General features: G+C 38.2%; 8 protein-coding genes and 2 pseudogenes. All 10 read right to left on the reverse strand.

All coding sequences use genetic code 11. From position 1 onward, the window contains the following. Positions 1-66: 66 nt before the first annotated feature. The 10 genes and pseudogenes from MUO15_RS09240 to MUO15_RS09290 all read right to left on the reverse strand — a co-directional run bounded on the left by MUO15_RS09240 (position 67) and on the right by MUO15_RS09290 (position 16,889). On the reverse strand, positions 67-1,047 hold the full coding sequence (locus MUO15_RS09240; protein WP_318036226.1) for a restriction endonuclease: 981 nt from the start codon (positions 1,045-1,047) through the stop codon (positions 67-69). A 329-nt stretch (positions 1,048-1,376) separates the two neighbouring features. Beyond that, complete coding sequence (locus MUO15_RS09245) at positions 1,377-2,351, reverse strand: hypothetical protein (protein ID WP_245035278.1); 975 nt, start codon at positions 2,349-2,351, stop codon at positions 1,377-1,379. A gap of 684 nt (positions 2,352-3,035) precedes the next feature. Further along, positions 3,036-7,732 (reverse strand): annotated as a pseudogene (locus tag MUO15_RS09255) (DEAD/DEAH box helicase). A gap of 804 nt (positions 7,733-8,536) precedes the next feature. Continuing rightward, positions 8,537-9,442 (reverse strand): toprim domain-containing protein, encoded by a 906-nt coding sequence (locus MUO15_RS09260; protein ID WP_245035282.1) that lies wholly within the window; start codon positions 9,440-9,442, stop codon positions 8,537-8,539. 59 nt (positions 9,443-9,501) lie between these two features. After that, entirely contained in the window at positions 9,502-10,560 is a 1,059-nt protein-coding gene (locus tag MUO15_RS09265; RefSeq protein ID WP_245035284.1) for an ImmA/IrrE family metallo-endopeptidase, read from the reverse strand. Between the two features lie 197 nt (positions 10,561-10,757). Further along, positions 10,758-11,081, reverse strand: a pseudogene (locus tag MUO15_RS09270) (pyrophosphohydrolase domain-containing protein). 156 nt (positions 11,082-11,237) lie between these two features. Next, entirely contained in the window at positions 11,238-12,917 is a 1,680-nt protein-coding gene (locus MUO15_RS09275; RefSeq protein ID WP_245035286.1) for an alpha-amylase family glycosyl hydrolase, read from the reverse strand. Positions 12,918-12,933: 16 nt separating this feature from the next. Continuing rightward, positions 12,934-13,605, reverse strand: coding sequence for a beta-phosphoglucomutase (gene pgmB, locus MUO15_RS09280; RefSeq protein WP_245035288.1), 672 nt, complete (start codon positions 13,603-13,605; stop codon positions 12,934-12,936). Between the two features lie 3 nt (positions 13,606-13,608). Next, a complete protein-coding gene (locus MUO15_RS09285; RefSeq protein WP_245035290.1) occupies positions 13,609-15,858 on the reverse strand; it encodes a glycoside hydrolase family 65 protein in 2,250 nt (749 codons plus the stop codon). After that, a complete protein-coding gene (locus MUO15_RS09290; RefSeq protein WP_245035937.1) occupies positions 15,855-16,889 on the reverse strand; it encodes a Gfo/Idh/MocA family protein in 1,035 nt (344 codons plus the stop codon). The genes MUO15_RS09285 and MUO15_RS09290 overlap by 4 nt, the downstream gene beginning before the upstream one ends. Positions 16,890-16,894 lie beyond the last annotated feature (5 nt).

Below are 16,894 nucleotides of genomic sequence, written 5' to 3' on the forward strand. Positions count from 1 at the left end.
AATCAACTTCCTTTTAGAAATAGTTAATTGCTCAATAAATCTACACTTACTTAAGATAAATTATTCTTATCTACGATAACCGTTTTTTAAATTATCTATAAATGGTGTATAAAATTCCTTAGCATGCCGATCGTAACCATCACTACTTCTGTTTTTGAAATACACTTTTATGTCCCAGTTAAGTGGTATAGAACCAATCTGCCCTTTCTCATTCACCTCTATGAAATTACATAAGTGAGCATTGATGTCATTTACTAGGTTTTCTTCCTGATTAGTTAATTCAAATGGATTAGCATTAGCAATATGTTGGTCAGCTATAAAGTCTACGAATACCGTATATTCAGTATGCTTATCATTATAGAAGATACCTCTTATTTGGAGGTCCACTTCATTTACATCCAATCTAAGTTGATTATAAACGTCCTGTACGTAGTCATAAATCCTACCTATATATGAGACAGTAGGAAAGTGCAACGATAACCTCGAAGACAAATAAAGAAAATCTTTTTTATAGTGAGCAGCCCAAAAAGATGGGGTATTAGTGTTATAAACTTTCCAACTAACTCGATCAGAACTTTCAGGGAAAAACTGATTTATTAAAGCAAAGTTACCGGGTTTTAATAATCTATCTTCTAAACGAACTTCATCCCAATAATCTATAACTATATTCTCGCTGGATTCTAACTCTTTATAAGCGTTAATTAATCCAGACGTAAGAGCAGTAGTACAAACCATTAGATAACCGGTTGCTCCAATCCTTCTACAATCCGTAGTTAAAGAATTAGCCTCGTCTTTGCCTAAAGGTTTCCCGGAATGTGATTTATGTTTGCATTGAACCAACCATTTCCTCTCAAATTTACTTAATGGCCCTTGCACTTTCTCATGAACTATCAGGTCACGTCCTCCATCTGGCCCTTTACCAGTCCAATGAGTTTCATAACCCTCACGAACAAAAACTTCTCTTATTAATCTTTCTAAATCTGTACCATCTATTGATAGTTCTTTGAAATTTATTATATTGTTTTCCCCCTCTATATTCGAAACTATCTACTAAATTGAACTATTCACCCAACAATATTTACTAAATTATAACATTAAAAAGGTACCTGGACCCACTTCGCTATAGTGATAACAGATTAAGATTAGACTTTTTTGAACACAAAAAAGATGGCGAGCATTTGCTCGCCATCTCTTTTAGAATTAGGGAATGTATCACATCATGCCGCCCATTGCCTGAGTAGAATAAATACTTAAAGATTAGAGTTCAAAACGCCTTTATAATCGGCATTTGAACTTCAACGTAATATCTTGAGGCAAAATAATAAAGTGTAAAACAATTATTTTAGCTTAACCGTTCTTTATTATTTCCATTACACCTATATATTTTCTTCCTTTTTCATATATTCTTCACGTATTTGAGATAAAGATTTTCCACTTTCTTTATGAATAGCAAAAACATACGTTTGAACACTTGACCAATCAAATATTCCTTTCAACCATTTTTGCATTGATAGTTCTTCCTCGTTAACTTCTACATTCCCATTTCCCTTTAAAATAGCTTCTTCGTTTCGTCCTTTAGGTAGGATAACATCCCCCGGCTTTACAACACCCCACTCGAGCATGTCATCAATTTTAGGTAGTTTCCGGCGAATAACCCTCTTCTTCTTTGTAAAACTATAGGTTAAATCATCTAAAAAATTTACATAGTAATCCTCATAATTAGTCAGAGGAAGCAATTTTTCGATTCCTAAATATAGTTCCTCGTCTATATTGTACGGAATTAGCTTAAAACAACATATATCAACATTATTACTATTTAACCAAGCGATTGCTGATAACGTTTGTTCATCATAATCGGAAGCTGCTAATATAATACGTTGGCCGTTATTGAAAGTATGCTCTGCATTATTGCTACTTAAGAAATCATTCAGCTTTCTTGAAGCTAATTCTGTACTTGTCAATGAAGTGTTTTGAAATTCGCTGGAGTACTTATCGATGTATGGAGCATAAATTTTATTGACTAAGTCTTCTTGATCCTTAATAGTAGCATAACTAGCAGCATATCTTATCGCCTGAAATTCAAAGGGTTCTTTCCTCGACGATATGTCTTTCCGATCTCTTTTAATCTCGATCAAAACAATATTCCCTTTATTGTCAACCGCAGTTAAGTCACTAATCCCTTGACTCACGTTTCGGACTTGTTTACCAACAATAAGCATTGATTCTTCTTCATCACAGATCATATCTATATTTTGTCTAAGCAACTCTTCAATATCGCTTTCTTGTAACCCGATGGCAGCAAAAGTAGCAGCTTCAAGCTTATCAGCTCTGTTGTTAGTAATTTTGTACATAATTTCCCCCCCTGCTATTTATGAAAATGATATTGGTATAATTGAGGTAATCAAAGCCATACGGAACACCTGATTGCTCTCAAGGAATCGGAAGAGCTGGATAATCTCAAACAAAAAGTTTATACATATGAAGCTTTTCTTAATGAAATTGGCAAGGAGAAGTTCATAATCGAAGCTAATGATTTAGTTAAAAATTAATAATGAGTATAACCCCCTCCTAACCCTGTAGGCCACTGAAAAACTATACTATTAATAAAAATCGCTTAGTTATGTCTATATGGAGGCGCCTTCCCAACTGTTATCATCTAAATGTAGTGGCTGGCCTTCTGGAATTTTCATTAGTAAGCACTTTTTCAGTGGCCTCTAACCCTGAAGGGGGGTACACTTATATCAATTGTCATTACGTCGGGGCAATCTATAAATACAGTTTGCCTAATCTAATAACCTTTTAATAGCATAGTGTAAAAATGTTTAAGGGCAAACATACTTATTGCCATCCATTTATTTAGGTCATACTTGCACTAACTTTTATAAAACAGCTCCTTGTAATATCTGTCAATTTCCAGCCGCAAATAAATAATCTCTGTTTGTGAATACCACGAAATTTAAAGCTTACACATTAACCTTTTTTTAGATTATGTCGTCCTTCAAACCTTTTTAGTCTTCTATCATTCCCATATGAGTTTAACTATCATCAACCACCTCAAACTTAGGTAACTGCTCCACCAATTCAATCGTCTTCATACTTACCGTAATCACAGACAACAACAAATTCAAAATATACTTAGGATCATTACTAAATTCGTTAGGATCATCAGTAATACCTGACTTCTTATCGGTCTTAACTTGATACTGGTCAATAATCCATTCAATCGCAGGACGACCGTTGACGACATAATTATAAGCTTCATTAGGAATATTTTTAATCGTGATATTTCCATTAAAAATAATCGTATCCAAAACACCTTTTTTGGATGTTTCATTTTCTTCACACGATAATTTGGTTCGGGACCTGTGATTTGAACGTCAACGCCGTCCCAACTTGGTTGGTTTTCATAGTTCAAATGCAAATTGGCAAGTTTGCGTCCGATTTCGACATATTTTTCTTTGTTTTTGAGTAAAGGGATACGTGGTAATGCCTTTTGTAAATCATGAGCGTACTTTTCACGATATTCTGTTGAGTGGAGAACACCGTAAATATAGTAAAAAGTATCTTCTGAGTCCAATTCGAATTTCTGTCTAACGTTGTATTCATCCGAAATCAAACCAGCTGGATCATTATTCTTTAGATAAAAACCTTTGCCTGTAGAAATATAGTGAAAATTTGGGATTTCCTTAGTAATTAAAGCAGAAAAGTTTGATTTTTCTCCTGCACCTTGAATAATAATTCCTATATTTTCTTTATTGAAGATATTATCCATATTGCCAGAACTTTCAATAATTTCTCTCTTAAAGTACAAGCATTTCTTTGTAAAGGGACGATACATACTTACAACTACTTTACCATCAGCTACAATTTTCTCTGACCTATCAAAACGTTGGAACAGTGCACGCGTCCACTTAATATAAGAGTCAACTCTGTTTGTTTTCTTTTGACGTTCGGCAATGTTAGCAATATTTGATAAACGATCAATTTCAGAATTATACCTTGCAATCATCTTTTCAGAGTTAGACTTAACCGCTTTGTCTGAAAAATTGTATGTCCAACTATCACGGTTTGTCTTTAGACCAGCTGCTCGCTTTTTGAAAAATTCTTCAATAGACAAATACTTATCATAATTCTCATCACGTTGGTTAATCCAGTCATTATTCTTATCAGGGACAATTGTCTGCCAATCAATACCTACAATAGATTGGCTATTACGCAAGATAGCAAGCTTCTCTTCACGGCTAAGATAGTCCCCAATATCATGATAATGTACTACATGGTCATCACTACCATCTTTAACAAGGATACTTATCGCAATCGGTGTACGACTACCAGAACCAAAAATTTTACCTCCCTCACGGCGTGAGGTTTCACCTTGTGTACGTTGGTCACCGCGCAAATTAAAAATATACAGATGATTGAATTCTTCGTAGAGTGATTTACGGAGGCCATCAGCTGCACGACTGTCAATATATTGTCCATTGGAAACGAAGCCAATAACACCCTTTTGATTCAATCGATCAGATGACCAACGAATTGCTCTAATATAAGAATCATATAGTGATGTCTTATTTACTGCCGTTGAGTTTTTTGCATAAGTACGTTCAACGGCTGCATCTAATTTAGGGTATTTCAAATTTTTAGCATCGTCATTTCCAGAATTCTGACCAGTTGAATATGGAGGATTCCCAATAATCGCTGTAATTGGCACATCCTGCTGACGCTTCAAACGTTCGTCATTAGTCCCAAAGTAAGTATCATCAAGCTTACCTTCGTTTTCGGTGCTCTCAAAAGTATCAGTCAGTACGATACCTTCAAAAGGCACATAACCTTGTGCATCACCATTAATTTCATCGAATGTTGCTTCTATATTAATAGCCGCAATGTAATAACTCAAAAGCACAATTTCATTGGCATGTAATTCTTGTGTGAATTTTCGTGTTATATCTGCAAGGGGAATCTCACCAACATCCACTTTTTCTTTGAGGTAGGTCAAAATACGAACAATAAAGGTTCCAGTTCCTGTGAATGGATCAAGAATATTCACCCCTTCACTGGCTAATGACTTACCAAAATGTTGGTTCAGCACATCATCTACTGACTTCACAATGAAATCGCAAATTTCAATCGGTGTAAAGACGATTCCTAACCGTTCAGTAGTTGATTTGAACCCAGTTGAGAAGAATTTATCGTATAGAGTAATAATGATTTTTTGTTTACCCTCTGCATTATCGACACCACTCGCTCGTAATTTAACAGACTCATAAAATGGTGCAAGTTTTTCTTGTTCTTTCTCAAAACCAGCTTTTTGCAATTCATTGACAATGGTTTCCATTGCTTGCGAAACGGGATTATTATTGACAAAGCTATATTCGTCAAATAGAGCTTCAAATATTGGCTTTGTAATTAAATGTTGGGCAAGCATCTCAACGGCAGAGTCTCGTGTAATAGTTACGTTGATATTATGCTGCAAGCCATGAACAAACTTAGTGAATTCATTCTTGATAGGATTGTCTTTATCATCAAGTCTTTCATTTATCCATCTAATATAACGTTGAGCAATTTCATTAACGTCCTTTGACCAGTCTTCAAGATAGCGTCTATCACCAACTTTTTGCACGATTTTACCATAAATAGCATCTTGAATCTCATCCCAAAGTTGCAATTCTGTTTGAACAGGTTGTTCTACGTCAACACCCTGTCCATCTGCACCCTCTACATAAGGTTTTCTAGGTCGTCCTTTACCAGGATTAATGATATTGAGGTTATCGGGTTTTTTCTTGTTGAGTTGGAGTTGATTAACAATAGCGTTAAAACGTTCATCAGTAGAGCGTAAAGCATTTAATACCTGCCAAACTGCTGCATAAGTCTTATTGTCATCGAGAACATTTTCAGGCGTCACACCTGCAGGGATGACTATCGGCAGAATGATATATCCGTATTCTTTTCCATCAAACTTTCGCATAATACGTCCAACTGCTTGGACAATATCTACTTGCGATTTCTTAGGAGAAAAGAAGATAACTCCATCAAGGTTTGGAACATCGATTCCTTCAGTTAAAAATTTCACATTGGATAAGACACGGGCTTCATTATTATCAATCTCACCCGCAAGCCAATCAAGCGCTTCTTTCTTTTGTAAAGCATTCAAAGTACCATCTACGTGGCGAACATCAATTTGGAAACTTTCTTCAGCGCTATTGCCAAGATATTCATTCACTACATTATTAAATCTTTCGGAGATTTTTTTCGAATTAGCTATGTTGTCAATAAAGGAAATGGCCCGTTTCATTGGTTGCCCACTGACTTTACCTGTTGCGCCCTCACGTTTAATCATTCCATTCCAAACACCTACAATACGTCCAACATCATCTAAATTTAATCCGTTCTCAGAATCAGCAAGAGTCTTTTGGAGATTCTTAGTCATCGCTTCTTCTTCAACTGTCAGGACCATTACTTTGTAATCAGTCAGGTAGCCACGTCCAACTGCTTCACCAAAACCTAAACGAAAAATTTCTGTACCAAAAATAGATTCGTCATCCATAGAGGACATAACAACAGACTTTTCAACGCCTTTTGATTTGGCATCATCTGAATAAATTTTTGGTGTTGCTGTTTGGTAGAGTCTAAGTTTTCCTTTTACGTTATCGTTGCTATGAACTTTCGTAAATGTACTATCTTCTTGACCTTGCTCCTTAAATCCTGTTGTTCTATGCGCTTCATCTGACACAATAAAGTCAAATTCAGGATATCCCAGATCTTGTGCTTGCTGGATAACGTCGATTGATTGATAAGTGCTAAAAATAACGTTCACCGTCACCTTGTCACTCTCATATTTTAATGATTGATAATTTTTTACAACCTCATTTGCATTTGTCGTAGCTGGAAAACCAATATCAGTTGCTAAGATGTCAACATCATCATCATTTGTTTTTTTCTTAGTTGCTTTTCTATCAGATGTAACAGCAAATGAATTAAAATGTAAATCGTCAGAACTATCAGCATTCCAGCTAAACAATGTTTGTGTTAAAAGTTGAATACTCGGTACAAAATACAATACATTATAAACTTTTTGACCACTGTCTCTGGCAAACTGTTCTACCATTTTTAGTGAGGTGAATGTCTTACCTGTTCCAGGTGCCATAACAAGCATTCCACGGTCATGCGTCTTAAAATATTCTTTTGCAAGTTCAATCGCTTTAGATTGATAATCACGTGTGTTCTTGTAAGACTTTACAATAATCTCTTTAGGCTTTTCAAAGTCTACAGTAGACCAATTAACTCTTGAGTGACGCAAATCAGATAAACCAATCTTTTGAACTTGCTTGGTTTGTGAATCAACTGTGTCAAGTGCATTTTGATTCCATTCATCAGTAGTAGAGACAATCATACCCGCACTATAATAGCTTTTACCAAGCTCTGCAATAAATGAATTGATTTCAGCCTTGCCAACTTTTCCTTGATAAAACTTGGCTTGGATTGCAGTTAGTTCACCCGTATTGCGGTTTTTGGCAACCAAGTCCACGCCAGTATCCTTCTTGGGAATACCATATTCTTCTGGTACATCTTTTAGTTGCCAAACATCAGAATATAGGTTCTTGTAGATTGGTTCATTTTGTAAATATATTTGTACTAACTGTTCAAAGTAAGTACCACGATCACGTTGGATAGTACCTGCAGATTCATTGATGATTTTAATGAGATGATCAAATGATTGTATAGAAGTATTCATAAATTATTGCTCCTTATATTTCAAAAACTCTATCTAGAGGCAGAAATTTTCTTTTTTGATAGCAAAAATATTTGCTATTTTTATTATATCGTTTTATCGAGATTATTACATTTGATTTTGTATTGTTCTTCCCAATCATTTTGAATGGCATTAGATATACTCTCTTAGCTTCGAAATTTAAATCTGAAGAATATGGGAATCTTCCAGGTAAACTGGAACATGTTTTAATTTCACAATATGGATTTGTAATATCTTGGCAAATATCAATAACATTCATGAAATTCACTAGTCCGTACAGCTAAGCTAGAAGAGAATTCATTTTTTGAGTCTGAATATACACTAATTGTGCTTTGTCAGTATGGATAATGCTGCTTGTACTCTAAAGTCTAGAAAATATCTTTAAAGCCCTGAATTTCCAGATTAACTTGTTTATCTTCGCCAATATTACTTCTTAAAAGAGGAACAAACCATCTTTCAACAAACTTATCAATGACTTCAGGTAGTGTTTTGAAATTGCATGAATCGATAATGAAGGAATCAAGATATATTTTTTATACAGGAATGCTAAAAGGATTTAATGAACACTTAAACTTATGTTTAAAATACATTAGTTCCCTCCATACCTAAGGATATCAGTACATGATTTGCTTCTCTTTCTTAGAAAACAATAATTTTCTCTGTGAACTTAATTCTTAAAAATTAGGAACAATAAGGGATGGATAACTGTTTATTCAAGAAACAGTAGTACCGGAGGGCATGGTCGAACCGGCACTCACGAAGTAACACGATTTTCGGTTGCTCACTCTACCTCTCTATTACTAAATCATTTTCTTTCTTAATTTCTCTATTCCAGTCTTTATTTGTAGGTAAATCAATTTTAGTTACTTCTTTATTAATTAGCCGTTGATACTTATTAGCAAACTCACGCCCAGCCTTATCATTATCCGTACAAAAAGTTATGTGATTCATCTTATGACCTTCCTTGCCCATCCGTTTGATTTCATCAATCATGGTCTGACGCTTAAGCCCAGACATGGAAACTAATCGAGTATCTTGTAACTTCCCTTTTTTAATACTCCAGTAAGACAACGCATCAATCTGGCTCTCAAAAAGATAAATAGAATTAGGCTTACCAATATCCACAGAAAAACCAGCTGATCCATGGCTGTTCCTATCAATGCCTTTAAACATCCGCCCGTCTTTCATTGGAGAGGTTCCTTGTCGATCCGCTCCAACTATCTCTCCTTTCTGTTTCCACTTAAACACCACATTCCCGAGCTTATCCTGTGCGATTAAATCTTTATTATCAAGCCAATGAACAATCTTTGGGTGAATCTTCCGTTCATTCGTAAGATAATCTTTAGCTCTCTTCCTATCGTTCACTTCATAATGAAAAGGGTATTGATAAGGCTCTTTAGGCTTTTGCTCTTGGACATTGTCTTTCACTTTATAACCTTGCTCATTTAAATCTAATACCGCCTCTGGAAAGCTCATGCCGTAAAACATTTTGGCAAAGTTAATGACTCCAGCTCCTTTTTCGTCTCTGGAATTCCAGGCATACATTTGGTCTTTAATCACTAGGCTGTCATGCACTTGATGCCGGTAATACCTTCCTTCTCTATTCAATGGCTCCCCTTTACGCTCCAGATAGTCTATAAGATCCACATTAAGAGCAACCTCCACTTGGTCCGCGCTTACATGTTTGGCCATGCAGCACTTCCTCCTCTCTAAAAGTAGATATAAAAAAAGACAGGGAGAAAACTCCCTGTCTACCGTTCAACCTCTACTTTTTCTTTTTGTTTTTCCTTCTGATGAAAATCCCCCTTATTCCCCTTCCCATGCTTCATTTCTGAAGTGGTGCTTTCTTTCTCTTCATGGAACTCTCGATCTAGCTTACTTTCAATTTGGGATAGTCGTTGTTCTCCACGATCCGATAAAGGCAACTCTTTTAATTCTTGAAGAGATTCCTTTTTGAATTGATAAACCTCTTCTTTACTGTGAGTTTCTTGAAAAGCACGCATCTGATTTAAGCGTTCTTGCCGATCGTTGTTTTCTTCTTTATCCAACTCTTTTCCAACTGTTGGTTCAATAAAGTTCATAAGCTCCTTCTTATAAGCATCTTTGAAATCTTGATGGGAATAATCCTCTCCGACCTTTTCTTCCTTACCAAATGGCCCGCTATCTTTTTCAACCTTGCTCACCTGGCTTCGGTACATTTCCCGAAGCTTTTCTGAAGGCAAAGTCTCTCTTTCTTGTTTCTCTTCTTCTATTTCATGTTTTGGTTCTTTAACACTCATTGTTTTCTCCCCTTCCTTTTCTTGACCCATGGATTCTTCAATGGTCGTAATAAATTCTTTAGCTGTTGACTGAACTTCTTGTAATAAGCTCTCATGGTCTTTAAATTCATGATCCTTGGTCCAGTGATGCAGATAGTCTAATGAGTAGTCACTGGTATCAATATTGAAATAAGAAGCAACCGTATAAGCTGTCATTTCCGCCTGAAATTCTTTCTCCGGTTTGGTGTATTCATTTATGTTTTCCTTTGTGTGAAGCTTGGCATGAGTCAGTTCATGTAACAGAGTTTTTGTGTTTTGTCGCTCAGAGTTACGGGGATTAAGAGCGACTTCATCTCGCCCGGTGTAACTTACACCTTTAGCTGCTCCTAACTCTTCATAAGGCTCTACAATTTGTATGTTGTTTTTATCGGCTATAGCCTCCATCCCTTGTCGAAGCTGGGTGTAGTTTTCAACCTCCCCATCGATCCATTTGTTAGGAAAGATTTGAGGCAGATCTTTTTGAGTTGCTGTTGTCTGGGGAACATCAAACACACTCCCTGTAGAATAAACAAGACGGCCATCTCGTTTGTCGAGTTGACCGCCTTTGACTTGTTGCTTTTCTGTTTTCGCCGCATATTTAAAAGGTTCCCATTCCCCTTTTGTAATTTTTATTCAAGCCTTCTTTTCAAAATAATGATGCAATCGATACTCCTGTAGAAGTCGTCCTGTATGGAGTTTTATTTCGTTACTCAATCCTGAACCTCAACGAGATAAATTTGTTCTTTAAAGGCTCCTCTTTTTTCGGCTTTATCCTTACGAATCCTCTCCACCTTATCCATAGATGCCCCATGAACATTTGCCAGGGCATGCATTAATTCAAGTAAATCAGCCATTTCCTTTAATGCTTCCTCGTCATTTTCCGCTGTGAGGTATTCGTTTAGCTCTTCCTGAAGTTTAGCCTTCAGTGAATTTATGTATTATTTATCATCTAGAATCTTCGTTTCAAATTCCTTCCCTGTTTTTTCGATGATATCTGGAATTCTATCGCGTACAAGTTTGTTATAAACCGGCATATTATTCTCTCCCTGCATATATAATGGTTCTGCTTAACTTTATTATAAATCATATATACAATTTCGACATTAGACCTATATAAAAAAACCAAGCCATCGTTTACCCAGAACGACGCTTGGCTTTCAAAATATGATTTCTCTAAAATTAGTGGCTTCCTATTTTTTAACCCACGTATACCCGTAATCTGAAAGAACAACAGAACCTTCTATTTTTCTATTATCAAATAAGTTGGTTCCCTTGAATGGCAGCGGTACTTCAACCTCTTCCCTTGACATGTTCACAACAAAGAAAACTTCCTCTCCTGACTTAGGATCCATTCTCTTCAAGACAAAAAGACGAGGATCTAAATCGAGTACTTGTTGGTCCGCATATGGTGAGAAGGCTGCCTCTTTTTTTCGAATCTCTATCATTTCTTGAAGTCCTGAAAAAATACCAGACCGACGTGGATCTGCTTGGAGTTCTTCACGAATCGTATCAACTTGGAGCTTTTCTCTATTGATTCGGCGTGGAATCCCTGACTTCACCATCCCTTCCTCATCATTTTTTGACCCTAGTAAGGAATGATAGTAAATAGCGGGTACACCGATGACGGATAGTAGAACGGAATGGGCCGCTAGCATCTTTTGAACTTCATCTTCTACGGTAAGGTCTTCTTCCTTATTCTTTAAGGCTTCCGAATAATTGATGTTAAGTTCATAGACAGACTGACTTCCGTCTGGATTACTTTTATATGAGACATCTCCGCCGTTAGCTTTTACTTGATCGACGAGCTCCTGCTTTTCGTCTTCATTTAACAACCCCTCTGTCGGGCGCATGCCTATGCCATCGTGACTGGCAAGGAAATTGAAATAAGTAGCTTCTTCCGATACGGGTTCAATGGTTTGAGCCCATTGGGTTAGCTTTGATGCATCATGCTTCATGAAACTATAAAGAACGAGTGGGGGCAGTGTAAACTGGTACACCATGTTCGCTTCATTCGTTCCGCTCCCAAAGTAACTAATATTTTCTTGGTGGGGAACGTTCGTCTCTGTAATGATCTGGGTATTCGGCTGAAAGGCATTCATGATTGTATTCCATAACTGGATAATGGCATGAGCCTGTGGCAAGTGAATGCAGGACGTACCTGATTCCTTCCATATAAAGCCGATTGCATCTAACCGGATACTGGTTGCGCCTTGATGGGCATAGGATAGCAGGATATCTGTCATTTCCATTAATACATCAGGATTCGCAAAGTTAACGTCTACTTGATCCTTACTAAAGGTTGTCCAAGCTGTTTTCCCTTCCGTGCCGTACTCATGATAGAGTGGCGAGGTTCTAGGTCTGACTACTTGCTCACTATTAAACTCTGGATCTTTGGGGATAAAGAAGTCTTTATACGTCGGATCATTTTCAAGATATTTTTGAAACCATTCACTGGATTGCGACATATGGTTGGCTACAAAATCAAACATCAGCCGATAATCCTCGGAAAAGTTTTGAATGTCACTCCAGTCCCCTAACTCTGGATGAATCGTTCTATAGTCGCTTACGGAAAAGCCGTCATCCGAAGTGTAAGGGAACATCGGTAATAGATGAACATCCGTAATAGTGTCGCCGACTTCTTCCTTCAAAAATTTGTGCAATGTCGGGAGAGTTGGTTTCCCCTCTTTGTATATGCTGTCACCATATGTAATGAGGTAAATATTCTGTTCTGTCGGAGCAGCTGGGGTTGTCCACTCTTTTTCGGACCACTGTTCCATCAGCTCTTGAAATTTATTGATCACCTCGCCATCCCTTTTGCCATAAATGTCTTCAAGATGATGGGCAATCTGATCGATGAGTTCGTCTTTCATAGAAGTTCCCTCCCCTTTACTGTTTGTGTAAGAAAGCTTGCTTTATTTGAGTCCAGGAAAGCTCTGTTGTCTCGTTGACCATCAAATCCGCTTGTTCTAGATAGGATCCCACACCTACCGCATACATACCGCTCCCTTGGATCGACTGAACACCAACCTTTGCATCTTCGACCCCAATCGATTGCGCAGGATCCGCTTCCAGCGCTTCACATACGGTTAGGAAAATTTCCGGATCTGGTTTCGATTGCTTAATTTTAGCTACATCCGCACAGTAATCAAATAAGTGCTCGATTTCCAAGGCATGCAGGACGGTTTGGGCATTTTTCGATACTGAAGCTAACCCAACCGGAATGGATTCACTTCTAATCTCTTCAATAAGTTCCTTCATGCCAGGTAAAATGTCCTCTGGGGTGAGTTGTTGAATCAACTGTTTATAATACTCATTTTTCTGACTAGCTAAATCTTCTATTTCTGAATCCGTATAAGCATCTGACTGATTTCCATTGGCTAGAATCAGTGTGAGAGACTCGACTCGGCTTACACCTTTAAGGTTTTCATTGAAGTCTTCGTCAAAAGGAATTCCTAATTCATCGGCCAGCTGCTTCCAAGCTAAATAATGATAATGGGCGGTATCGGTTATCACCCCATCCAGATCAAAAACGACGGCTTCTATATGTTTTGATGTCATCGATTAAGTCCTTTCTTTGTGCAATTCATTATCCTTATGCAGGGGAATTTCAAGATGGTCGATTAACTGATAATGTTGCTTCCCGATTTCCATATCAATCGGGTCTCCCCCAACTTTTTCAATACATAACGTATTCTGATTCATCTCCACCGTAATTTCTCTGCCTTTATAATGGAGGGGTAGTTTAAAGGAAGACCATGCTTCAGGAAGTGTAGGATTCAGTTTAATCCCTTCCTGTTCAAACGATAAATTCAAGAAACTAAAGACGGCCAACCAGATGGAACCTAATGAGGCCGCATGAATCCCTTCATCTGAAGAGTGAGGGTTCGGTCCGAGATCAATTAAGCACGCTTCTTGAAACAGTTGGTAAGCCAGTTCCTCTTGATCACATCTCATCGCCAAAATGGAATGAATCGCTTTACTTAAGGAAGAATCATGGATCGTTTTATCTTCATAATAGCTAAAGTTCTTCTCCACGACCTCTTTAGAGAATAGATCTGGGAAGAGATACAACAGCATGACGACATCCGCTTGCTTTAAGATTTGCATCTCGTTTACTTCGCCTCTGGAGTAATCAAGCAGGATCGATTGGCTGCCTTGATTCTTTTTATACTTGGATAAGTCAATCGCAGGTTTTCCTAAAAACGTATCATCTTGGGGAATAAGCTGGTCAGCATTCTCTTTCGGTAAATACAAACGGTTCAGAAAATCTTTCGCTGACTTTCTAAATTCTTCATCCAGCTTATTGAACTTATCTAATACTTGCAGCGTTTGTTTTACAACATAATGGGCCATGTAATTTGTATAAGCATTATTATCAATAAACTCCGTATATTCATCTGGACCGATGACGTTTAAAAGGTGCAATTGTCCGTCGCGTTCTGAGGTGCGGCTCAGCCAAAACTTGCTCGTTTCTTCAAGCATCGTTAACCCTCTCGCTGCCATGAACTCCTCGTCACCCGTTACGTGATAATGATGAAGAACAGCATAGGCGATATCAGCGACAATATGATGCTCCGCTAAGGCTGAGGCCACTTTTTGCCGTTCGCCAGTTTTTATATTGATTGCAGCATAAGCTGGGGTCTCTTCCTTGCCCGTCCGTGCGCTCTCCCAAGGAAACTGGGCCCCTTCATGTCCATTTGCCTTCGCTCGCTCTCTGGCTTCTGGCAGCCTGTTATACCGGTATTCCAGCAATTGTTTAGCTGCCTTTGGATCATTATAAAGATGATAAGGTAAAATAAAGATTTCCGCATCCCAGAAAACGTGTCCTTTATAGCCTTCACCCGTTAATCCTTTGGCTGCCACACTGAGATTAGGGTTATGCTTTGGAGCCATAATCTCCAAGTGATATTGAGCAAAATCAATCGCCTGCTGATCCATTGGGTTGCTGGAATGGATCTCAATTCGCCGCTCCTGCCAGAAATCCTCCCAGGCGTTTTCTGACTGTTGTAGAATCCGTTCATAGCCTTCTTCGGATAATTGTTTCACCTTTGCTAAGCCGATCTCAGTTAATCGATCGACCTTTTGATCAATACTCGTGTACACTGCATTGAGTTTTTCCATATGAAACGGTTCGTTTTTCTTTAATGCAGCTGTAGATTCACTTAAGAGCTGGCGGTTTTTTGCAAAAAAATGGACATCACAGCTCTTTGAATAGGTGCATGTTGAGAACAAGCCAATAGTTTGATGCGATCGTGTTGTTGTATACGTACCTTGCATATATGTTTCGTCATGGACTTGAACATGATCTTCCAGCACATGCTGACGGCCAAAGTTCGTTTGTTGCGCATCAATGCCTGTCCGCAATGTAATCGAGACGTCCCTATTCAAACTTTCAATACTCACTTTTGAAGCTAATACATGGACATCGTGTTTAGCTGCTAGTCTGCGAAACGTAAATTGCAGACGTAATCCATCTTCCCTTTCCCACACAACATCCTTCGTTAGTTCTCCTCTATCCATATGGAGTGTTCGGTCATAGGAAATTGTTTTTCCCTTCAATGAAGAAAAGACTTCTCCATCAATTTCTAGATCCATCCCCATGACATCTGGAAGGTTCACTAATTCCTCGGGGTCTTCTAAGCTTGAATTGTTATAAATGCCTGCGACAAATAATCCACGTTTTTGAATCGGGTAGTCTTCCTCATGCGTGCCCCGAATTCCCATGTATCCATTTCCGAGCGTCATGAGCGTCGCATATTTGTTTATTTTTTTGAGATCAAAATGGTCTTCGGAAAGCTTCAAATTCCTCATAAATAAATACTCTCTCCTATTTCAGCAGATCTGTATAACGATTCAACAAGTTTCTGAATTTCATATCCTTCTGCACCGTTTGCAATCCATTCTTCCTGCGATCCTAAGCATTTATGAATAAAAGAATGAATCGAAAGTCGTTCACGGTCATCTGTATCGGCAGGGCCTTTTTCAAACAGAGTTACGAGTTCACCATTCTCATCTGTATAAATTTCTAAAGGGTACAAGCTGGCCCCCGCTTGATCTCCCGCAAACTCAATATTCAGCTTTTTCGCTTGCTTCATATGAAGCGCAAAGGACGTGTCGATATGGATCAATCCACCGTTCTTAAGTTCAATCGAGCCGAACAGCGAATCTTCTACCTCATATTGATCAGGATTCCATGTGCCAAAAGAACCTTCTGATTTATACGGTCCAATCTTCTGAAACATGTTCGCCGTTACCTTTTTCACCTCTGGAAATCCCATGATAAAAAATGCGCTATCCAGCATATGTATACCTATATCGATTAAGGGGCCGCCCCCTTGAAGGTCTTTGCTAATAAAATTCCCCCAGCCCGGTACACCGGACCTTCTTAAGGCAGAGAGCTTGGTGTAATAGATGTCACCAAGCATCCCCTCTTGAACTTTGTTACGCAGAATAGCCGTTTCCTCTGAAAAACGATGTTGAAAGTTATAAGCTAGCACCAAGCCTTTCTCTTTCGCTAGGTCATTCATTTCTTTAGCCTCAGAAGCAGCTATACTCGGAGGTTTTTCACAAAGCACATGACAGTTCGCTTTCAGGGCTTCCATAACATGATGGTAATGATGTTTATTCGGTGTGCAAACACTGACGATATCCGGCTTTTCCGTACTCAGCATTTCTTCCAGATCCGTGTAGGCATGGGCAATTTGATTGCGCTCAGCGAATGAACAAGCCTTCTCTCCCCTTCTGTTCAGTACAGCAACGACTTCAACACCTTCATAACTCCGATAATTCGGAAGGTGTTTCGTCTCGGCTACATCCCCGCCACCAATGATCGCGACCCTCATTGTAT

It is taken from the genome of Halobacillus amylolyticus, from assembly GCF_022921115.1.
Classification (GTDB): domain Bacteria; phylum Bacillota; class Bacilli; order Bacillales; family Halobacillaceae; genus Halobacillus_A; species Halobacillus_A amylolyticus.

Bases quoted from the DNA above. Each gene is read 5' to 3' on its own strand.
- MUO15_RS09260 (WP_245035282.1), bottom strand. From the start codon at position 9,442: ATGGCCAAACATGTAAGCGCGGACCAAGTGGAGGTTGCTCTTAATGTG.
- MUO15_RS09245 (WP_245035278.1), bottom strand. From the start codon at position 2,351: ATGTACAAAATTACTAACAACAGAGCTGATAAGCTTGAAGCTGCTACT.
- pgmB (WP_245035288.1), bottom strand. From the start codon at position 13,605: ATGACATCAAAACATATAGAAGCCGTCGTTTTTGATCTGGATGGGGTG.
- MUO15_RS09275 (WP_245035286.1), bottom strand. From the start codon at position 12,917: ATGAAAGACGAACTCATCGATCAGATTGCCCATCATCTTGAAGACATT.
- MUO15_RS09290 (WP_245035937.1), bottom strand. From the start codon at position 16,889: ATGAGGGTCGCGATCATTGGTGGCGGGGATGTAGCCGAGACGAAACAC.
- MUO15_RS09285 (WP_245035290.1), bottom strand. From the start codon at position 15,858: ATGAGGAATTTGAAGCTTTCCGAAGACCATTTTGATCTCAAAAAAATA.